Source organism: Phenylobacterium sp. (assembly GCF_024508875.1).
Lineage (GTDB): Bacteria > Pseudomonadota > Alphaproteobacteria > Caulobacterales > Caulobacteraceae > Phenylobacterium.
Genome location: NZ_JANINU010000016.1, coordinates 1 through 17,036, shown reverse-complemented (window position 1 = coordinate 17,036; position 17,036 = coordinate 1). Strand labels below are relative to the sequence as shown.

The 17,036-nt window shown below is 70.0% G+C and carries 24 protein-coding genes; 18 read left to right on the top strand and 6 right to left on the bottom strand.

The annotated features are described in order from the left end of the window. The first annotated feature begins 83 nt into the window (after positions 1-83). Positions 84-488: a hypothetical protein gene (locus tag Q0L11_RS02040; RefSeq protein WP_296595180.1), complete on the top strand. Its 405-nt coding sequence runs from the start codon at positions 84-86 to the stop codon at positions 486-488. Between the two features lie 57 nt (positions 489-545). Next, the gene (locus tag Q0L11_RS02035) at positions 546-728 is read left to right on the top strand and encodes a PEPxxWA-CTERM sorting domain-containing protein (RefSeq protein WP_296595179.1); all 183 of its coding nucleotides are present in this window, start codon (positions 546-548) and stop codon (positions 726-728) included. Between the two features lie 74 nt (positions 729-802). Here the strand turns inward: Q0L11_RS02035 and Q0L11_RS02030 are convergent, their stop codons facing one another. Next, on the bottom strand, positions 803-1,483 hold the full coding sequence (locus Q0L11_RS02030; protein WP_296595178.1) for a VOC family protein: 681 nt from the start codon (positions 1,481-1,483) through the stop codon (positions 803-805). Positions 1,484-1,557: 74 nt separating this feature from the next. Between Q0L11_RS02030 and Q0L11_RS02025 the strand changes: the two genes are divergently transcribed. From Q0L11_RS02025 to Q0L11_RS02000, 6 genes are all read left to right on the top strand, one after another. Further along, positions 1,558-2,523, top strand: coding sequence for a zinc-binding alcohol dehydrogenase family protein (locus Q0L11_RS02025; RefSeq protein WP_296595177.1), 966 nt, complete (start codon positions 1,558-1,560; stop codon positions 2,521-2,523). A gap of 245 nt (positions 2,524-2,768) precedes the next feature. Then, positions 2,769-3,608 carry an alpha/beta hydrolase gene (locus tag Q0L11_RS02020; RefSeq protein ID WP_296595176.1) on the top strand — a complete coding sequence of 280 codons (840 nt, stop codon included), beginning with the start codon at positions 2,769-2,771 and terminating at the stop codon, positions 3,606-3,608. A gap of 15 nt (positions 3,609-3,623) precedes the next feature. Next, on the top strand, positions 3,624-4,409 hold the full coding sequence (locus Q0L11_RS02015; protein WP_296595175.1) for an SDR family NAD(P)-dependent oxidoreductase: 786 nt from the start codon (positions 3,624-3,626) through the stop codon (positions 4,407-4,409). Then, positions 4,406-4,996, top strand: coding sequence for a histidine phosphatase family protein (locus Q0L11_RS02010; protein WP_296595174.1), 591 nt, complete (start codon positions 4,406-4,408; stop codon positions 4,994-4,996). Before Q0L11_RS02015 ends, Q0L11_RS02010 begins: the two co-directional genes overlap by 4 nt. A gap of 11 nt (positions 4,997-5,007) precedes the next feature. Then, positions 5,008-6,726: a hypothetical protein gene (locus Q0L11_RS02005; RefSeq protein WP_296595173.1), complete on the top strand. Its 1,719-nt coding sequence runs from the start codon at positions 5,008-5,010 to the stop codon at positions 6,724-6,726. A 147-nt stretch (positions 6,727-6,873) separates the two neighbouring features. Beyond that, positions 6,874-8,025: a collagen-binding domain-containing protein gene (locus Q0L11_RS02000; RefSeq protein ID WP_296595172.1), complete on the top strand. Its 1,152-nt coding sequence runs from the start codon at positions 6,874-6,876 to the stop codon at positions 8,023-8,025. A gap of 1 nt (position 8,026) precedes the next feature. On the opposite strand, the gene Q0L11_RS01995 is transcribed toward Q0L11_RS02000, so the two are convergent. After that, positions 8,027-8,257 carry a hypothetical protein gene (locus tag Q0L11_RS01995; RefSeq protein WP_296595171.1) on the bottom strand — a complete coding sequence of 77 codons (231 nt, stop codon included), beginning with the start codon at positions 8,255-8,257 and terminating at the stop codon, positions 8,027-8,029. Between the two features lie 114 nt (positions 8,258-8,371). Between Q0L11_RS01995 and Q0L11_RS01990 the strand changes: the two genes are divergently transcribed. The 4 genes from Q0L11_RS01990 (at position 8,372) to Q0L11_RS01975 (ending at position 10,607) form a co-directional block, all read left to right on the top strand. Further along, positions 8,372-9,118, top strand: coding sequence for a YebC/PmpR family DNA-binding transcriptional regulator (locus tag Q0L11_RS01990; RefSeq protein ID WP_296595170.1), 747 nt, complete (start codon positions 8,372-8,374; stop codon positions 9,116-9,118). After that, on the top strand, positions 9,118-9,333 hold the full coding sequence (locus Q0L11_RS01985) for a hypothetical protein (RefSeq protein ID WP_296595169.1): 216 nt from the start codon (positions 9,118-9,120) through the stop codon (positions 9,331-9,333). The genes Q0L11_RS01990 and Q0L11_RS01985 overlap by 1 nt, the downstream gene beginning before the upstream one ends. Positions 9,334-9,361: 28 nt before the next feature. Continuing rightward, complete coding sequence (locus tag Q0L11_RS01980; protein WP_296595168.1) at positions 9,362-10,063, top strand: MgtC/SapB family protein; 702 nt, start codon at positions 9,362-9,364, stop codon at positions 10,061-10,063. 61 nt (positions 10,064-10,124) lie between these two features. Then, positions 10,125-10,607: an SRPBCC family protein gene (locus Q0L11_RS01975; protein ID WP_296595167.1), complete on the top strand. Its 483-nt coding sequence runs from the start codon at positions 10,125-10,127 to the stop codon at positions 10,605-10,607. Between the two features lie 17 nt (positions 10,608-10,624). On the opposite strand, the gene Q0L11_RS01970 is transcribed toward Q0L11_RS01975, so the two are convergent. The 3 genes from Q0L11_RS01970 to Q0L11_RS01960 are packed head-to-tail and all read right to left on the bottom strand — an operon-like array spanning position 10,625 to position 11,543. Then, positions 10,625-10,903 (bottom strand): DUF5985 family protein, encoded by a 279-nt coding sequence (locus tag Q0L11_RS01970; RefSeq protein ID WP_296595166.1) that lies wholly within the window; start codon positions 10,901-10,903, stop codon positions 10,625-10,627. Then, the gene (locus Q0L11_RS01965; RefSeq protein WP_296595165.1) at positions 10,900-11,172 is read right to left on the bottom strand and encodes a DUF5985 family protein; all 273 of its coding nucleotides are present in this window, start codon (positions 11,170-11,172) and stop codon (positions 10,900-10,902) included. Before Q0L11_RS01965 ends, Q0L11_RS01970 begins: the two co-directional genes overlap by 4 nt. Beyond that, positions 11,172-11,543 (bottom strand): hypothetical protein, encoded by a 372-nt coding sequence (locus Q0L11_RS01960; protein WP_296595164.1) that lies wholly within the window; start codon positions 11,541-11,543, stop codon positions 11,172-11,174. The genes Q0L11_RS01965 and Q0L11_RS01960 overlap by 1 nt, the downstream gene beginning before the upstream one ends. A 135-nt stretch (positions 11,544-11,678) precedes the next feature. Here Q0L11_RS01960 and Q0L11_RS01955 point away from each other — a divergent pair, with 135 nt between their 5' ends. After that, on the top strand, positions 11,679-12,968 hold the full coding sequence (locus Q0L11_RS01955; RefSeq protein ID WP_296595163.1) for an MBL fold metallo-hydrolase: 1,290 nt from the start codon (positions 11,679-11,681) through the stop codon (positions 12,966-12,968). Here Q0L11_RS01955 and Q0L11_RS01950 read toward each other — a convergent pair. Then, positions 12,946-13,167 carry a hypothetical protein gene (locus Q0L11_RS01950; protein WP_296595162.1) on the bottom strand — a complete coding sequence of 74 codons (222 nt, stop codon included), beginning with the start codon at positions 13,165-13,167 and terminating at the stop codon, positions 12,946-12,948. The genes Q0L11_RS01955 and Q0L11_RS01950 overlap by 23 nt on opposite strands. Before the next feature lie 236 nt (positions 13,168-13,403). On the opposite strand from Q0L11_RS01950, the gene Q0L11_RS01945 reads away from it, so the two are divergent. The 5 genes from Q0L11_RS01945 to Q0L11_RS01925 all read left to right on the top strand — a co-directional run. Further along, a complete protein-coding gene (locus tag Q0L11_RS01945; protein ID WP_296595161.1) occupies positions 13,404-14,180 on the top strand; it encodes an EcsC family protein in 777 nt (258 codons plus the stop codon). A 32-nt stretch (positions 14,181-14,212) separates the two neighbouring features. After that, positions 14,213-14,692 (top strand): nuclear transport factor 2 family protein, encoded by a 480-nt coding sequence (locus Q0L11_RS01940; protein ID WP_296595160.1) that lies wholly within the window; start codon positions 14,213-14,215, stop codon positions 14,690-14,692. Next, positions 14,680-15,276, top strand: a complete 597-nt coding sequence (locus Q0L11_RS01935) for a hypothetical protein (RefSeq protein ID WP_296595159.1) — start codon at positions 14,680-14,682, stop codon at positions 15,274-15,276. Before Q0L11_RS01940 ends, Q0L11_RS01935 begins: the two co-directional genes overlap by 13 nt. 184 nt (positions 15,277-15,460) lie before the next feature. After that, the gene (locus tag Q0L11_RS01930) at positions 15,461-16,264 is read left to right on the top strand and encodes a PEPxxWA-CTERM sorting domain-containing protein (RefSeq protein WP_296595158.1); all 804 of its coding nucleotides are present in this window, start codon (positions 15,461-15,463) and stop codon (positions 16,262-16,264) included. Positions 16,265-16,385: 121 nt separating this feature from the next. Continuing rightward, the coding region (locus Q0L11_RS01925) for a peptidylprolyl isomerase (RefSeq protein ID WP_296595157.1) at positions 16,386-17,036 on the top strand (651 nt) is incomplete at its 3' end.

Here is a 17,036-nt window from a genome sequence, read left to right as displayed (position 1 = left end):
ATTGCATGGCGGCGGGTCCGGAAATCATTTCTGAACACCGTGCGGGGCGCCGTGGCCTAGCGGCGCCAAGGTTGGGGAACCTGATGAAATTGAAGATCGCCGCCGCGTTCGCGGCCCTGTCCATGATGTCGGGCGCGGCGCAAGCCAGCGTCATCTACGACAACTACACGAGCGACGACGCGACCGTCGACATCGTCGGCCACGGCTATACGGCCGTCTTCCAGTCCAACATCGACCAGACGATCAGCCAGATCGGCGCTCGCCTCAGCGGCGGCGAAGGCGACGTCAAGTTCGTGATCCTCGACCTCGGCGACAACACCTCCCCCGCCAGCGCGGGCCAGGCGGTGTTCAGCGACGTCACCCACATCGTCGCCGACAGCTCCCTCGCCTGGCGATATTCCGACGCGTTCTCGTTCAACCTGACCGCCGGCCGCTGGTACGCCGTCGGCGCCGTGGGCGCGGCGGGGACGAACTTCGCCACGAGCTAAGACTACGCGAGCGCGGTCAGCCCGGGCCCGACCTTCACCGCGTTCGCGAGCAACAACGTGAACATCAACAGCTTCTCCGACCCGAACGAAAACTTCGGGTTCGGCTGCTGCAACATCCACGTCCAGCTCCTCAACGGCGGCGAGAGCCCGGCGCCCGAGCCGGCCACCTGGGCCCTGATGATCGTCGGCTTCGGCAGCGCGGGCGCGATGCTCCGCCGGACCCGCCTCGCCCAGGCCTGAGGCCGGTCGCGGACCCGTTCAACGAAGGGGCTCCGGCGGCGACGTCGGAGCCCTTTCGTTTGGCCGCCGCCCGCTCAGGCGTCCAGCGACCCGGTGATCGACGCGCGCTGGGACAGCTCGATCCAGTTGCCGTCCGGGTCGCGCACCATCGAGATTCGCGCCGTCGTGCCCAGCGTCACCGGCGCCAGCGCCTCGCGTCCGCCCGCGGCCAGGACCCGCGAATGCTCGGTGTCGACCTTGAAGACCTGGAAGGTGATGTAGCGCCAGCCGGGCCCCTGCATCTGGGCGTCGGACGGGGCGTTCGCGTCGGCCTCCAGCAGGATCAGGCTCTCGCCGGCGCGGAACACGCCCGGCCGCTCCTCGGGCAGCCCCAGGGCTTCGGCGTAGAAGCGGCGATGGGCCTCCAAGTCGCGGACGCCGATCCGCACGGCGATCTGCCCGATCCCCTCGAAGCCGGGGGGAACCAGCGTGACGCGGTTGCCCTCGGGGTCGGCCATCGCCGTCGGCGCCGCGACCCCCGGCCGCGCGATGAGCAGCTCGAGATAGCCGCTCGGCGGATTGGCCGGCAGCGGCGCTTCGTGATGATTGATCTTCAGCACGCTGCCCAGGACGTCGTGCCGGTGCTGGTCCTGGCCGCGCCGGATCGGCAGCACATGATCCAGGGGGACGCCCACCTCCCCCTGCCATAAGGCCAGCATCGGCGGCAGGTCGTTGGTGGCGAGCCCGATGTCGATCCGCGGCTTGGCCAGTTCCATGGCGTCCTCCCCTTGCGTCAGCACCATCGGCATGGAATGGGTTGTGTCAAACAGATGTTTGAGGGAGGTCCGGGATGAAGGCTGCGGTCTATTACGAGAACGGTGGCCCCGAGGTCCTGCGCTATGAGGACTTCCCGGATCCGGAGTGCCATCCCAAGGGCATCGTGATCCGCGTCGAGGCGATCTCGATCGAGGGCGGCGACACCCTGAACCGCTTCCGCGGGCCGCTGATGACCCAGCCGCACGTGGTCGGCTACCAGGCCGCCGGCGAAGTGGTCGAGGTCGGGGCCGAGGTGACGACGTTCAAGGTGGGCGACAAGGTCTGCACCACCGGCGCCTATGGCAGCCACGCCGAGCTGCGCGCCGTGCCGGCCTTCACCGCGTGGAAGGTCCCCGCCGGCCTCAGCACCAGGGAAGCGGCGGTGATCCCCGTGACCTTCGGCACCGCCGACGACTGCCTGTTCGAGTTCGGGCGGATGAAGAAGGGCGAGGTCGTCCTGGTCCAGGCCGGAGCCTCCGGCGTCGGCGTGGCGGCCATCCAGCTCGCCGCCCGCGCGGGAGCTTCGATGGTCCTGGCCACCGCCTCGTCGGACGAGCGACTGGAGAAGCTGAAGGCCTACGGCCTGACCCACGGCATCAACTACAAGACCCATGACGTCGTGAAGGAGGTCATGCGCCTGACCGACAGGAAGGGCTGCGACGTGATCGTCGATTCGGTCGGCGGCCCGACGCTGCAGTCCTCGATCCTCAGCCTCGCCTACCGCGGCCGCGTCTCGATGGTCGGCCAGGCCGGGCGCGAGCCCATGACGGTGGACGTGGGCTCGATGATGGGCGGCAACCGCAGCCTCTCGGGCGTCTTCCTGGGCGCCGAGATCGGGACCGAGCGGGTGCAGAAGAACATCGAGCGCCTGATCGCCGACGTCGCCCGCGGCGACCTCAAGGTCTTGATCGATCGGGAGTTTCCGCTCTCGCAGGCGGCCGAGGCGCACCGCTACATCGAGAGCCGCCAGGCCGTGGGGCGCGTGCTCCTGATTCCTTGATCGTCAGGCGTGGCCGAAGATCTTGAGCCAGAGTCCCGCCAGGCCAAGCAGGATGAACGCCCACATCGCCAGGGACAGCAACAGGGGAACGATCACACGCATACTTCGCTCGGCCCTCCCCCCAAAGGCGACTCTTGCGGCCATGATTGGCGCACTCGCCAAGGGAAGACCAGCCGATTCACGCGCCAGGATCGTCGCACCCTATGTCGTGCAACCGACAGGGGATGACGGAGGAGACACAAGCCATGCCAAAAGCCCGTAACGGCGCCGTCGAGATCGAATACGAGACGTTCGGCGACGATCGCCCCGAGACCGTCCTGCTCGTCAACGGGCTCGGCTCCCAGATGACCCGCTGGCCCGAGGCGTTCTGCGAGAAGCTGGTGGCCCGCGGCTACCGCGCCATCCGCTTCGACAATCGCGACACCGGGCTCTCCACCTGGTTCAAGCCGGGCGACCGCTACACCCTCAAGGACATGGCCGCCGACGCCATGGCCGTGTTGGACGCGGCGGGCGTTCGGAAGGCGCACATCGCCGGCGTCTCCATGGGCGGGATGATCGTCCAGCGCATCGCCATCGACTATCCGGCGCGGGTGCTGTCGCTCACCTCCATCATGTCCGCGCCGTCCGGCGACGTCGTGGCCACGCCCGACGCGATGGCGGTGATCAGCAACCCGCCGCCCGATCCCGCCGCCGACTACGAGGCCTTCGTGGCGCACGGCGTGAAGAACGCCCGCACCATCGGCAGCCCCGGCTATCCGTGGACCGACGAAGAGCTCCGGGCCCGCGTCGTCGCCGAGCACGCCCGCGCCTTCAACCCGGCCGGCGTCGGCCGCCAGCGTCAGGCGATCGGCGCCGACGGCGACCGCACCGCCGAGCTCAAGGGCCTGCAGGTCCCCACCGTCGTCCTGCACGGCGAGGCCGATCCGCTGGTCCAGCCCGTCGGCGGGCGCGAGACCGCGGCGGCCATCCCCGGCGCCGAGCTTCGCCTGATCCCGGGCATGGGCCACGACCTGCCCCCGGCCCTCTACGATACCTTCGTCGACGCCATCGTCGCGGCGGCGAGCCGAGCCAAGACCAACGCCTAGACCTCGAGGAACACCATGGGACGTCTTTCCGGCCGTGTGGCCGTCATCACCGGCGCGGCCAGCGGCATCGGCCGGGCCTCGGCGAAACTGTTCTCGGCGGAGGGCGCCAGCCTCGTCATCGCCGACCGGGCCGACGCCGTCGACGAGACCGCAGAGGCCATCAAGGCCGCCGGCGGCAAGGTCGTGGCGCTGAAGGGCGACGCCGGCGAGGACGCCTTCGTGAAGTCGCTGGTCGAGCGGGCCAAGGCCGACTTCGGCGGCCTGGACATCTTCTGGGCCAACGCCGGCATCTCGGGCGGCTTCACCCCGCTGCACGAGCAGACCGCCGACTACTGGGCCGAGATCCTGCGCGTGAACCTGATCGGCGCGTTCCTCGGCGTGAAGTACGCCTCCGAGGCGATGATCCCGCAGGGCAAGGGCTCGATCATCTGCACCGCGTCGGTGGCGGGCATCCGCTCGGGCGCCGGCGGCCCCGCCTATTCCGCCTCCAAGGCCGGCGTCATCAGCCTGGTCCAGACCGCCTGCAACGAGCTGTACGGCACGGGCGTGCGCGTCAACGCCGTCGCGCCGGGCCTGATCGAGACCGGCATGACCAAGCCGATCTTCGACGGCGCGCGGGCGCGGGGCAACGAGGACAAGATCGGCCAGCTCAACCCCACCACGCGCTACGGCGTGCCGGAAGAGATCGCGGCCGCGGCCCTGTTCCTGGCCTCGGACGACGCCTCGTACGTCAATGGCCAGACCCTGGCGGTGGACGGCGGCCTGTCGACCTCCCACCCGGTGGTCCGGCGCAAGCGGTGATCGTCCTCCTGCGCCACGGCGAGACCTTCTGGAACCGCGAGGGGCGTATCCAGGGGCACATGGAGTCCGACCTGACGCCGCTGGGCGAGCGTCAGGCGGCCGCCATGGCCGGGCTGGCGGCCGACCTCGTGCGCCGCGACGGACGCGGCGACTGGCGCCTCGTGGCCAGTCCCATCGGCCGCGCCCAACGCACCGCCGGGATCGTGGCGGCCGCCACCGGCCTCGCCATCGAGACGGATGCCCGTCTGGCCGAGATCTCGTGCGGCGCGTGGGAAGGCAAGCTGCGCGCCGACATCGCCCACCTGCACCCGGAGAAGTTCGCGACCCGCGAGTGGTTCTTCGGCGCGCCGGGCGGCGAGACCTTCGAGGATGTCGCGGCGCGGGCCGCCGACTGGCTCGCCAGCCTGCCGCCCGAGCCCGGCCGGCGCGTCATCGCCGTCAGCCACGGCGTCTGGGGCCGGCTCGCGCGCGGCCTCTATGCCGGCCTCGACCGGCAGGCGACGCTGAACCAGGACGTCCCGCAGGACGCCGTCTACCGGTTGCAGGACGGCCAGATCGACCGTTTCGATTGCGAGCCTGTGCTGTAGCCTGCGGGCGCATGATCCGCGCCCTCGTCACCGCCGCCGCCGCCATCGCGCTCCTGGGCGCCGCCAAGGCCCCGACCGTGGACTACCGCCTGGGCGTCGAGACGCCGCCCGCCGGCAAGCCGCCCGTCCTCGACGTCGAGATGAGGTTCCGAGGCGACACCGACGGCGAGACCCGGCTCCAGCTTCCCGACCATTGGGCGTCCGGCAAGGACCTCTGGCGCTACGTCTCCGACGTCCGGGTGGACGGCGCCGCGGCCGCCGAGGACGGCCCCGCGGTCCGCATCCTGCGCCACAAGCCGGGCGCGAAGATCACCCTCCGATACCGCGTCCAGACCGCCTACGACACCGATCCGGCGGGCGTCGACGGCAATCCCTACAAGGGACCGCTGATCCGCCCCGGCTGGGTTTCGCTGATGGGCAACTTCGTCTTCGCCGCGCCCGAGGGCCGCGACGAACAGCCCGCGACGTTCCGGTGGGGCAAACTCCCCAAAGGCTGGCGGTTGGCCTCCGACCTCGAACACGGGCGGATGGGCCGGCCCATGAGCGTCGACGACATCGCCCAGTCCATCACCGTCGGAGCCCCGAACCTCACCGTGATCGAGCGGCCGATCGCCGGCGGGACGCTGCGCTTCGCCGCCCCCGCCGGCGCGCCGTTCGACCAGACCGCTTTCGCCGACGACATGGCCAAGGTCGTCTCGGCCCAGCGCGCCTTCTGGAACGACCTCAACGAACCCTACTTCGTGGCCTACCTGCCCCTCACCCCCAAGCCGAGCGGCAGCTCCAATGGCGGAACGGGGCGCGGCGACGGCTTCGTCCTCTACGGCACCCCGAACGCTGCGCCCGACCGCATCCGCTGGACGCTCGCCCATGAGCACGTCCACACTTGGATTCCCATGCGCATCGGCCGCCGCATGGACGAGCCGGAGGCGCGCTACTACTGGCTCAGCGAAGGCTTCACCGAGTTCTACACGGCCCGCACCCTGTTGCGCGCCGGCCTGGTGACGCCGGAGCAGGGTGTCGGCTACTGGGCCGAGGGGATGGCGCGGTATGAGGCCAACCCGTTGCGCACGGCGCCGGCGGCCCGGATCATCTCCGACTTCTGGACGGACCCCAACGCCCAGCGTCTGCCCTACCAGCGCGGCATGCTGCTGGCGTTGAAGTGGGACGACGAGATCCGCCGCAAGACCGGCGGCAAGGCCGACCTGGACGACGTGATGCTACGCATGCGCGACCACAATGCGCAGTTCCCCGGCGGCCAGGGTCCAGACCTCGTCACCGGCCTCGTCTCGGCCGCCTGGGCCGTCGCCCAGATCGACCTTCGGCCCGACATCGCGAAGTACGCCGACGGAGGCGCCTACGTCGATCTGCCCGCGCACATGTTCGATGGCTGCCTCGACGCGAGGGTCACCACCTCGCCGGCCTTCGACGCCGGCTTCGACTACATTGGCTCGGCGAAGGACATGGTCGTGAGGGGCGTCCGGCAGGGCGGCCCCGCCTGGAACGCGGGCCTGCGCGACGGGGCCAGGATCACGAAGATCACCCTCACGCCCGGCGACACGTCACGGGAGATCGTGATGGCGGTCTTACCCAATCTGGGGCAGGCGACACCCCAGGCGATCCGCTACTGGCCCTACGGCGACAACGACGTCGCGACCCGCAAGCTGCAACTGGCGGTGGGCCTGTCCGAGGTGGAGAAGACCGCCTGCGCCCGGAAACTGGGCGGCCTCTGAATACCCCGGATTGAGTAGCTGCGGCGGGGCCTGCGACACCGCGCCGACTGCCGCAGAGGGCTGAGCTCCACCATATCCCGCTCGCCTCACCCGGACGGGGACCGAGTGGGTGCGTCTCTTAACCACTGCCGTGCGTAAGGTCGTCGAATGTCGTTCTCCCGCCCCCTCTCCGCCATCGTCGCCGGCCTGGTCCTCGCCAGCGCCTCGGCCGCCCTGGCCGCGCCCGCGCCGACTTCGGCCAACGCCGAAGACGTCAACGCCGGCCTGCAGGCGATGCGGGACTACAACCTGATCGTCCTCAAGGATCTGCAGTCGTCCTCCCAGGTGCAGGGCAAGACCTTCGTCGGCGGCAACCTGTCGGGCGGCTCGTCGAACTACTTCACCAATCCGGGCAGCCAGGCGGGTGGCGTCGCTCTCACCGTCGGCGGGAACGTCACGGGCGGGGCCAAGAACATCAACAACGGCGGTTCGGTGAAGGTCGGGGGCGACCTCGACTCCGGCGCCAACATGAACGGCGGCGGCGGCGTCCAGGTCGACGGCGACGTCAAGAAGGTCAACGCCAACGGCGCCTCGGTCTACGCCGGCGGCAACGTCTCGAACACCAACGCCAAGGACATCTACTACGGCGGTTCGGTCAGCAGTTCGAACGGGACCAAGCACGCCGGCGACCACAGCGCCGACGGCATCCAGGCCGCGATCGCCGCGACCACCGCCAGCCTGACCACCGACCTCCTGGCGACGTCGGACTACTTCTCCGATCTGTCGGCCACCAATTTCCTGAGCTATTCGGCCAACGGCCAGCAGGCGATCTTCGACGCCGGCTCGGGCACGGGCGTGGCGGTCTTCCAGATCTCCGATCTCGAAGCGGCCCTGAAGAACCGCAGCCAGCTCATCTTCAACATGCCCACCGGCTACGACGCGGTGATCGTCAACGTGGCCGGCACAAACGTGAAGCTGCCCAGCAGCATCAACTTCAACGGCCCGACCGGCCTGGGCGCCAAGGTCATCTGGAACTTCTACGAGGCCGCCAGCGTCGATCTGGGCTCCAAGGCCTGGTACGGCTCGATCTTGGCCCCGCAGGCGCAGATCAAGAACAACAACTTCGTCGAAGGCTCCGTCGTCGCCGCCAGCATGCTGCAGAACGGCGAGATCCGCATGAACGGCCTGGGCGCGGCGAACCTGATCGTCTCGTCGACCGCCACCGCGGTCCCCGAACCGGCGGCCTGGGCGCTGATGATCCTCGGCTTCGGTGCGATCGGCTCGATCCTGCGCCGCCGCCGCGCTGTCGCCGCCCTCTAGGCTAGTGCAGCACGCCTCGCCGCCACTTCCAAGGCGGCAGGCCCTCGCGGCGCGGCGCCAGGTAGCGGAACGCCGCCAGCGCCCCAAACGCCGCTACGACGCCGAGGGCAAAGACGGTCAGGGCCGCCGCCGAGGCGCCCGCGGTCCCCAGCCGGATCGGCCCGGGCTCCATCCAGTGGACGAGATCGCCACGCGGCTCCTCCGGCGCAAAGTCTTCGGTCGGCAGGGTCATGGGAAACACTCCGGTCACGACGCAGCCTAACCCGCGCCATCGCCGGGGGTTCCGTGCGCGGCCCCGCCTGAGGTAGAAGGCGCGCTCGCTCTTCCAGGAACGCCGCTCGGGACCATGGCCGGACACTCAAAGTTCAAGAACATCATGCACCGCAAGGGCCGCGCCGACAGCGCCCGGTCCAAGCTGTTCTCCAAGCTCTCGCGCGAGATCACGGTGGCGGCCAAGGCCGGCCTGCCCGACCCCAACATGAACGCCCGTCTGCGCTTGGCCGTCGCCAACGCCAAGGCCGAGTCGATGCCGAAGGACGTCATCGACCGGGCCATCAAGAAGGCGGCCGGCGGCGACGCCGAGACCTACGACGAAATCCGCTACGAGGGCTTCGGCCCCGGCGGCGTGGGCGTCATCGTCGAGGCCCTGACCGACAACCGCAACCGCTCGGCCTCCACCGTGCGATCCACCTTCACCAAGTGCGGCGGCAACCTCGGCGAAACCGGCTCGGTGTCGTTCATGTGGGACCGCGTCGGCCAGATCGTCTACGGCCCCGAGGCGGGGTCCGAGGATAAGGTCATGGAGGCCGCCATCGAGGCGGGCGCCGACGACGTCGAGTCCGACGAGGACGGACACACCATCTACACCGCCTTCGAGGCGCTCTCGGAGGTCTCGGCGGCGCTGGAGGCCGCGCTCGGCCCGGCCAAGTCCACCCAACTCGCCTGGAAGCCCAAGGCGCTCACCCCGCTCTCGGGCGACGCGGTCGCCACGCTGATGAAGCTGATCGAGACGCTGGAAGACGACGACGACGTCCAGAACGTCTACTCCAACGCCGACATCTCGGCCGAGGACCTGGAGAAGCTCGCGGGCTGATGGCCAAGGAGCCGAGGGACAATCAGGGGGGCGATCCCCGGGTCACCGACCTGCGCGCCTATCGCAAGGCGCGGGAGACGGCCGCCCGCAAGGCGCCGCCCAGGCCCAAGCCGCCCGGCCAGTCGTTCCTGGGCTCGAACCCCAAGGCGGGGTTGATCCTGGCGGCGGTGGTCGTGATCCTCGCCCTGCTCTACCTCGGCCCCCGCTTCCTCTGAGGGAAGCGGCAGGGCTAAGCTCGGGCCCATGGTCCTCGCCGATCAGTTCCTCACCTATGTGCTGCCGCCGCTTAGCGCGACGGTGGCCGGGGGTCTGGTCGGCCTGGAGCGCGAACTTCGCGGGCATGCGGCCGGACTGCGCACCCACACGCTGGTCAGCCTCTCCTGCGCCCTGCTGATGCTGGCCGCCGCCCACCAGGCAAGCTGGATTCCGGCCGATATCCCGCGCGACATGATCCGCTTCGACCCGGCGCGGATGGCGCACGGCATCCTCACCGGCATCGGCTTCCTCTGTGGCGGCGTGATCTTCCGCCAGGGCTTTTCGGTGCACGGCCTGACCACCGCCGCCTCGCTCTGGATGGCCGCCTCGCTGGGCCTGCTCTACGGCGTCGGCTCGTACGGACTGGCGTCGGGCGGCACGGTGGCGACCCTGCTCGTCCTGATCGCGCTCCGGTGGGTGGACGCCCACCTGCCGCGGCGCGCCGCCGTGGATGTGACCGTCACCTATCGCCGGCACGGTGACTTCCCCGAGAGCGCGCTGCGCGACCTGATGGCCGAGCTCGGCCTGCCCACCGGCCGGCTGGGCCGCCGCATGCGGGCGCGCGAGGACACCTTGGAGTTCGGGACGACCCTGCGCACCCAGCCGGGCGCCAAGACCGACGAACTGGCCCGCCGCCTGGCCGAGGATCCCCGCGTGGTCGGCTTCTCGATCGAGCCGCGGGACGATTGAGCGATAGGCGCCGGGGCGGAAGCTTCGGTATGGTCCCGACAAAGTCAGAGGGGAGCCCAGTATGAAGATCACCGCCAGCCTTGCCGCCGCCGCCGCGGTCCTCGGCCTCGCCGGTTCGGCCCATGCCGCCGGCGACTATGTCTCGATCGTCCAGGAGACGACGATCGCCCTGCCGGCCGACGCCGCCTGGGCCAAGCTGAACAAGTACTGCGACATCGGCCCCTGGCTGAAGACCACGTGCGAGATCACGTCGGGCAAGGACGGGGAGCTGGGCGCCGTGCGCAAGATCGCCGGACGCATCGAGGAGGTGATCGTGGCGGTCACCCCGATGTCCTACAGCTACGCCGACGTCGACCCGAAGATCTTCTATCACGGCACGGTCGAGATCCGGCCGGTGACCAAGACCAGCTCCAAGCTGGTCTACAGCCTGTTCTTCGACCAGACGAGCATCCCCGCCGAACAGCGCGAGGCGAACAAGACCCGCCGCCAGCAGATGTTCGCCGGCGTTATGGCCACCATGAAGGCCCAGGCCGAGAAGAAGTAGGAAACGCCGCGCGGCGCTCACCGCCGCCCGAAGTTCTTCCGCACGACGGCGGCGATGATCAGCATGAAAGCCGCCAGCCGCAGGAGGTAGATGTAGCCCTGGTTCTCGCTCGGAATGTCGAGCAGGACCGGGGCCGCCTGGTTGACCGCCAGCAGGGCGAAGGCCGTCGCGAACGCGAGGAACAGGCCATCCCGCGTCCGGCGCCAGAACTTCAGGAAGAATAGCCCCACCGCCAGGAAGCCCAGGGTGAGCGCGCCCGCGGCGTAGGCGGCCAGGATCGGGTCCGGCTGGGTCAACGCTCGGCCTCCCAGACAAAGCCGTACAGCAGCACCGCCACCGCGCAGGCCGACGCCGCCTGCCGGTAGGGCCACAGGTCGACGGTCGGGAACAGCACCAGGTCGCCTACCAGGAAGAGGTTGTTCACCGCCAGGAACCCGAAGCCGAGGGCGGTCCAGAACAGAAGCCGCGAGCCGGTGTGCCGCCAGGCGTTCAGCAGCAGGACGGCGCAGGCGAGGCTGGCGGCCAAGCACAGCGCATAGACCAGCGAAGGGCCGAGGTCGCTCATCATTTGTCCCCTCGCCACTTGAAGGCGTCCGCCAGCCCCTGGATCGGGTCGGGCGGGGCCGAGATCAGGTTGATGATCGCCACCGGCCGCTCGCGGTAGGCCGCCTCGAGTTGCCCGGCCAGTTCGTCCAGCGCGGCCGCCGCCGGCGCGTATCGCCAGCAGGCGTCGTCGTCCTCGACCGCCAGGCCGCTGCGCTGGAAGCTCGCCAGGTTGTCGCGCACGAGGTTTGTGCTGGCGCGCAGCTCGCGCACCAGCTCGTCCGGCGCCCAGCAGCGCGCAGGGTCCCGGCGCAGGAGCAGCAGCAACTCCACGGCCCAGACGGATTTTATGTGCTCGCGCGCAAAGGCGACGAGCCTTGGGTCGTCGGCCAACACACGCTCCGAAGCGACCCCCCCGATGCGGGCGAACCTATAGCCTGCGGCCATGCGATCAACCCCCGGCGCCCGATTGACCGGCGATCGTGTCCGGCTGAGCTTGCCCCGCCCCGGGTTCAAGGACTTCCAACGATGCGCACCCTCGCCGCCGCGCTGGCCGCCACGCTCCTCGCCGCGACCGCCGACGCCCAGCCGCTGACCAGCGCCCAGCCCACAAGCGCCGGCGCGGACCAGACCGAGGCGCTGCACTTCGCGGGCGGCCGGGTTCACCAGGCCATCGGCTTCGGCAACACCTACATGGTCACCACCAAGGCCGGGAATGTGATCGTCGACACGTCCATGCCGGGCCCGGCGAAGCGCCACCACAAGCTGCTGACCGCCGTCTCGGACGCCCCCGTCCGCTACATCATCCTCACCCACGCCCACGGCGACCACACCGGCGGCGTGCCCCTCTGGAAGGGCCCGGGCACAAAGGTGGTCGGCCAGGCGCAGGAGACCGAGTTCCTCGACTACCAGACCCGACTCTCCGGCTTCTTCGCCTATCGCAACGCCGCCCAGTACGACAACACCGCCGGCGCGCGTCGCAACGAGGCGCTGAACCCCGGGAACCACGCCGCGCCCAAGCTGGCCGACATCCTCTTCGAGAAGGAAATGACCCTGAAGGTGGGCGACCTCACCTTCCGGCTGATGTCCACGCCGGGCGAGACGCCGGACCACCTCACGGTCTGGGTTCCCGAGCTGAAGGCCGCCTTCATCGGCGACAATTTCTACGGCTCGTTCCCCAACATCTACACCCTGCGCGGCACCCAGCAGCGCAAGGCGCTGGAGTACGTCGACTCGCTGAACAAGGTGCTGGCGCTGAACCCGGAGATCATCTTCCCCAGCCACGGCGAGCCCATCGTCGGCGCCGACAAGGTGCGCGCCGCGCTGACCAAGTACCGGGACGCCATCCTCTACGTCCACGACGCCACGGTGAAGGGCATGAACGAGGGCCAGGACGTCTTCACGCTCATGAAGACCGTGAAGCTGCCACCCGAGCTCTACGTCGGCGAAGGCTATGGCCAGGTCGCCTGGTCCGTGCGCGGCATCTACGAGGGCTACGCCGGCTGGTTCGACAACGACGCGGCCACGATGTACCCGGTCTCGCCGGCCGAGGCGCAGGGCGAGTTGGCCCGGCTGGCCGGCGGCGCGGCGCCCATCGCCGCGCGGGCGGCCGAGCTGAACGCCCAGGGCCAGAACGCCCTGGCGCTGCGCCTCACCAGCGCCGCCCTCGCCGCCGATCCGAAGAACGCCGCCGCGCTCGCCGCCCGCCGCGACGCCCTGAAGGCGCTGCTGGCGAAGTCCGGCAACTCCAACGAAAGCGGCTGGCTGAACGCGGCCCTGCGGCAAGTCGAGACCGCTAAGGCGTCGGCGGCTCCGTAGGCTTCGCCGCGGGCGAGGCCGCGGCGGCCCCCTGCTTCAGCGCGCTGTCCGCGTCCTGGCCCTGCTCCACCGCCACGGCCGCGGCCTGCCGCGCCTGTTCGTCCTGAACGATGGCGGCCACGCCGCGCCCGCCGCCAGAACTCGCGCAGGCCGCCAGGCCGCACGCCAGAAACGCCCCGCTCAGCAACGTCCACCGCATCCTTCGCGCTCCTCGTCCTCGGCGAAACGCAACCCCCGTCGAAGATCGAGGTTCCGGATTCGACCCGCGGCCTTTGCGTGAGCTAGAACACGCGCCAGTCGGGGAAACGGAAACGCCATGCAGAGACGGAAGGTCGATCGGGCCCAGCGAATGCGCGCGCGCCGCATCTGGTGGGAGCGCAACGGCGCCTTCGTCCGCGGCTTCCTTGTGGGTGCGGTCGTGTCAGGCCTCGGCGTTTGGCTCGCCCTCTCGGTGCTGCTCCGATAGCCCAGCCGCCCACCCCCGAGCACCTGGCGCGCGAAGCCGCCTACCGCGTCCGCGTCGCGGCCGACGTCGCCCGATGGCGCGAGCGGGTGCTGAAGCCGCCGGGCCCCTTCGACCGGGCCGCGCGCGACCTCCAGGGTCGGGTGAACCGCATCATCCCCGAGCAGGTCCACCTCGCCGTCACCAAGGCGATCGAGGGGATGACCCGCACCATCCTCACCGGCTCGGATCTCGTCGCGCCGCCGCCCCGCGTGGGCGAGGAGATGTGGAACCGCGACGAGCGCGCCCGCGAGATCGTCGACGCCTATCGCAAGACCGCTGCGGTCGAGGGCGGGGTCGCCGGGGCCGGCGGCTTCTGGCTGTCGCTGGCCGACTTCCCGGCCCTGCTGGTCATCAAGATCAAGCTGCTGTTCGACCTCTGCGCCGCCTACGGCCACCGCTACGACCGCTTCGAGGAACGGCTCTACATCCTGTCGCTCTTCCAGCTCGCCTTCTCGGGCGCCGAGCACCGCGCCCGCGTTTTCCACGATCTGGAGGACTGGGACGCCCGCCAACACCCCGCCGACTTCGAGCACTTCGACTGGCGCGCCTTCCAGCAGGAGTACCGCGACCACATCGACCTGGCGAAGATGGCCCAGATGATCCCCGTCGTCGGCGCGCCCATCGGCGCCGTCGTGAACTGGCGCCTGGTGGAACGCCTGGGCGAGACCGCCATCAACGGGTATCGGATGCGGTGGCTGGCGCGTTAGGCTCTCCGCCCGTCGCAAGCAGGGAGGGGATCTTGATACGCTTCGCGCTCCTCGCCTCGACCCTTGCCCTCCTCGCCGTCCCGGCCTTGGCCGCGCCCGCCCTCACCGACGCGAGCGTCCGGGCTTTCGTCGCCGCCCAGCAGGACGCCTGGAACGCTGGCGCGCTCGACCGCTACTTCGGCGCCTTCACGCCGGAGGCCCGCTTCACCGACCAGGCCTACGTCGGCGACAAGCCGCCCGTGCCCTATGGGACCTCCACCCTCGCCGAGGCCCGCGCCCAGTCGCGACAGGCCCGCGCGAAGGGCCCCAGCCGCGAGGCCGGCCGCATCGTCAGCATCCGGATCGCCGCCGACGGCCGCACGGCCCAGGTCGTCTCGCGGATCGAGGCCACGGTCCGGGCCGACGGCCGCACGCGCAGGCTTTGCGCCGCGCGCGGCCAGGCGCTCGTGCTACGAGGCGGCCGCATCCTCTCCACCGGCCAGACGGACACCTTCTACAAATGCAGCCCGTGATCCCTTCCCGCCTGCAGGTGGGCGTCGACGTTCCCTGGGTCACCAGTTGGTCCGAGGAACAGCCCGGCGGCGTCGGCCCCTGCCCCACGGTCGACGGGCAGATGGCGGCTCTCCAGATGTGGAAGCCGGGCGTCGGCAAGCCCCTCTACTCGCGCAACCACCTGCGCCGCCAGCGCGACAGCGTCCGCGCCATGCTGTGCCCGATGTGTGGCGAGCCCACGCCCGAAGGCGACCGCTGGAGCCAGACCGGCCGGTTCCAGGCCGCCGGCGTCCTGCGCGCCCGCGGCTTCGCCCACGCCTTGCCGGCCGACCTCGACGACGACCGGGTGGTGCTCGACTGCGGAGCCATCGCCCCGCTCCACTTCCGCTGCGCCCAGGCCTCGCTCCTGCGCTGCCCGCACCTGGGCGGCATGCCCGACAAGGACCTGAAGGCCTTCCCGCCTGCCTGGACCGTCGTGCCCCTCTACGTCGAGGCGAAGCAGCAGGTGACCGGCAAGTCGATCCCCGCCGTCAGCTTCCTTCAACTCATCGGCCTCACCATCACCCGCGACCCCGACTGGCGCCAGCGGCTGGCGGAGGGGTAGGGGCTCTACCCCTCCTCTCCCCTCTCGCTTCGCAGGTGCGGGAGACGCGGACGATGACATCCGCAGCGGCCGGGTCGCGTGATCGGGCGCTGCGCGCGCCCGCAAATATGTACAGGTTCCGCGCATTTGGGCCCGTGATAGCGGACCGACCTCCGAAGGGCCTGTTGCCCTTCACACAAGTGAGGTGGGTCAGGTCCAGATGTCAGTCGATCCTACATTCCAGGCGCGTTCGGCCGTTCCGAGCCGCTCGCGGCGCGGCCGCAAAGGTGGCTCAGCACCGAGCCTTCGGTCGGGCGCCGCAGCGCTCGTCGCGCTGGCCACGTTTGTCGCGACCCCGGCGGCCGCGGCCACGCTCACCTACACGCTGAGCGGCGTCTTCCCGATGTTCGGCGCCGACACCTCGACCGTCGGAACGGACGGACAGTTCTCGTCGTCCAAAACGCTCGAGGAACTCGCACCCAGCTTCGCCGCAAGCCTGGGCGTGCTGAAGAGCGTGACGATCGAAGAGACGTTGGGAGCCAGCACCCAGGTGTCTTGGGTTCCCATCCTGGCGCCGGGCACATCCAACTTCGTGTTCCCGCCGAGCGTAGGCATAAACCTTCAGGTGGAATCTGAAATCCGCGCGCCGTTGAACGCCGCGCTCGGCTACGGCGCTGTGACGGCGATGTCGTCGAACATCTTTGCCTTGAGTGACAGCTTCCAGAACAGTTTCACCAAGACGTCGGTCTTCTCCGACGCGGGGGCGATGGACGCCTTCCTCAGCACCTCCGCCCCGCTTACGATCTATCGGACGGCAGACGTCCTCGGGCATTTCGGACACGTGGTGCGCGCCTCGGCCGGCGCCTACGCGGCGTATCAGACCGTGATCACCTACGATTACGACCCCGCGGATACGGCGCCGGCGCCGGAGCCGGCCACGTGGGCGCTGATGATCGCGGGCTTCGGCCTCACCGGCGTCACCCTTCGCCGCCGTCGCGCGGTGGCCTAGGTCCGCGAGGATTTTCGTGCGCCGCGTCCCTCGTTCCTGTGGAAGCGGGAGCGGCGGATGCGGCGCGCGACCAAACGATCTGCCCTTCCGGCCCACCGGGGATTGGCCCTAGTCTCGCGCCATGCTCCGCCGCACGCTCCTCGGCCTCGCCGCCGCCTTCGCCGTCTCGGCCGCCCAGGCCCAGACGCCCTCGCCTGCCCCGACGCCCGCGCCGTCACCCGCGCCGGCCAAGCCGAACCCCCGCGTGAAGATCGAGACGCCGCAGGGGAACATCGTCGTCGAGCTCTATGCCGACAAGGCGCCGATCACCGTCGCCAACTACCTCAAGTACGTGGACCGCGGACTCTTCAACGGCGCGAGCTTCTATCGGGCCTCCAAGCCGCCAGGCTACGCCGGCAACGACTACGGCCTGATCCAGGGCGGCCTGCAGAACGACCCCAAGAAGGTCCTGCCGCCGATCGCCCACGAGTCGACGATCAAGACGGGTCTCACCCACAAGACCGACGGCACGATCTCCATGGGCCGCCACGCCCCGGGCACCGCCCAGGCGGACTGGTCGATCACCCTCGGCGACATGAGCTACCTGGACGCCGACGCCAAGAACCCTAAGGCGAACCCGGGCTTCGCCGCCTTCGGCCAGGTGGTCGAAGGGCTCGACGTCGTCCGCAAGATCATCGTCCTGCCGACTGACCCCAACAAGGGCGAGGGCGCGATGCACGGCGAGATCCTGGTCCATCCGGTGCGCATCACCCGCGTCTCGCGCGTCGCGGCC

What these genes read in the sequence shown, in the direction of transcription:
- Q0L11_RS02040 (WP_296595180.1), top strand. Translation starts at nt 84, where the DNA reads ATGAAATTGAAGATCGCCGCCGCGTTCGCGGCCCTGTCCATGATGTCG.
- Q0L11_RS02030 (WP_296595178.1), bottom strand. Translation starts at nt 1,483, where the DNA reads ATGGAACTGGCCAAGCCGCGGATCGACATCGGGCTCGCCACCAACGAC.
- Q0L11_RS02025 (WP_296595177.1), top strand. Translation starts at nt 1,558, where the DNA reads ATGAAGGCTGCGGTCTATTACGAGAACGGTGGCCCCGAGGTCCTGCGC.
- Q0L11_RS02020 (WP_296595176.1), top strand. Translation starts at nt 2,769, where the DNA reads ATGCCAAAAGCCCGTAACGGCGCCGTCGAGATCGAATACGAGACGTTC.
- Q0L11_RS02015 (WP_296595175.1), top strand. Translation starts at nt 3,624, where the DNA reads ATGGGACGTCTTTCCGGCCGTGTGGCCGTCATCACCGGCGCGGCCAGC.
- Q0L11_RS02005 (WP_296595173.1), top strand. Translation starts at nt 5,008, where the DNA reads ATGATCCGCGCCCTCGTCACCGCCGCCGCCGCCATCGCGCTCCTGGGC.
- Q0L11_RS02000 (WP_296595172.1), top strand. Translation starts at nt 6,874, where the DNA reads ATGTCGTTCTCCCGCCCCCTCTCCGCCATCGTCGCCGGCCTGGTCCTC.
- Q0L11_RS01995 (WP_296595171.1), bottom strand. Translation starts at nt 8,257, where the DNA reads ATGACCCTGCCGACCGAAGACTTTGCGCCGGAGGAGCCGCGTGGCGAT.
- Q0L11_RS01990 (WP_296595170.1), top strand. Translation starts at nt 8,372, where the DNA reads ATGGCCGGACACTCAAAGTTCAAGAACATCATGCACCGCAAGGGCCGC.
- Q0L11_RS01985 (WP_296595169.1), top strand. Translation starts at nt 9,118, where the DNA reads ATGGCCAAGGAGCCGAGGGACAATCAGGGGGGCGATCCCCGGGTCACC.
- Q0L11_RS01980 (WP_296595168.1), top strand. Translation starts at nt 9,362, where the DNA reads ATGGTCCTCGCCGATCAGTTCCTCACCTATGTGCTGCCGCCGCTTAGC.
- Q0L11_RS01975 (WP_296595167.1), top strand. Translation starts at nt 10,125, where the DNA reads ATGAAGATCACCGCCAGCCTTGCCGCCGCCGCCGCGGTCCTCGGCCTC.
- Q0L11_RS01965 (WP_296595165.1), bottom strand. Translation starts at nt 11,172, where the DNA reads ATGAGCGACCTCGGCCCTTCGCTGGTCTATGCGCTGTGCTTGGCCGCC.
- Q0L11_RS01955 (WP_296595163.1), top strand. Translation starts at nt 11,679, where the DNA reads ATGCGCACCCTCGCCGCCGCGCTGGCCGCCACGCTCCTCGCCGCGACC.
- Q0L11_RS01950 (WP_296595162.1), bottom strand. Translation starts at nt 13,167, where the DNA reads ATGCGGTGGACGTTGCTGAGCGGGGCGTTTCTGGCGTGCGGCCTGGCG.
- Q0L11_RS01935 (WP_296595159.1), top strand. Translation starts at nt 14,680, where the DNA reads ATGCAGCCCGTGATCCCTTCCCGCCTGCAGGTGGGCGTCGACGTTCCC.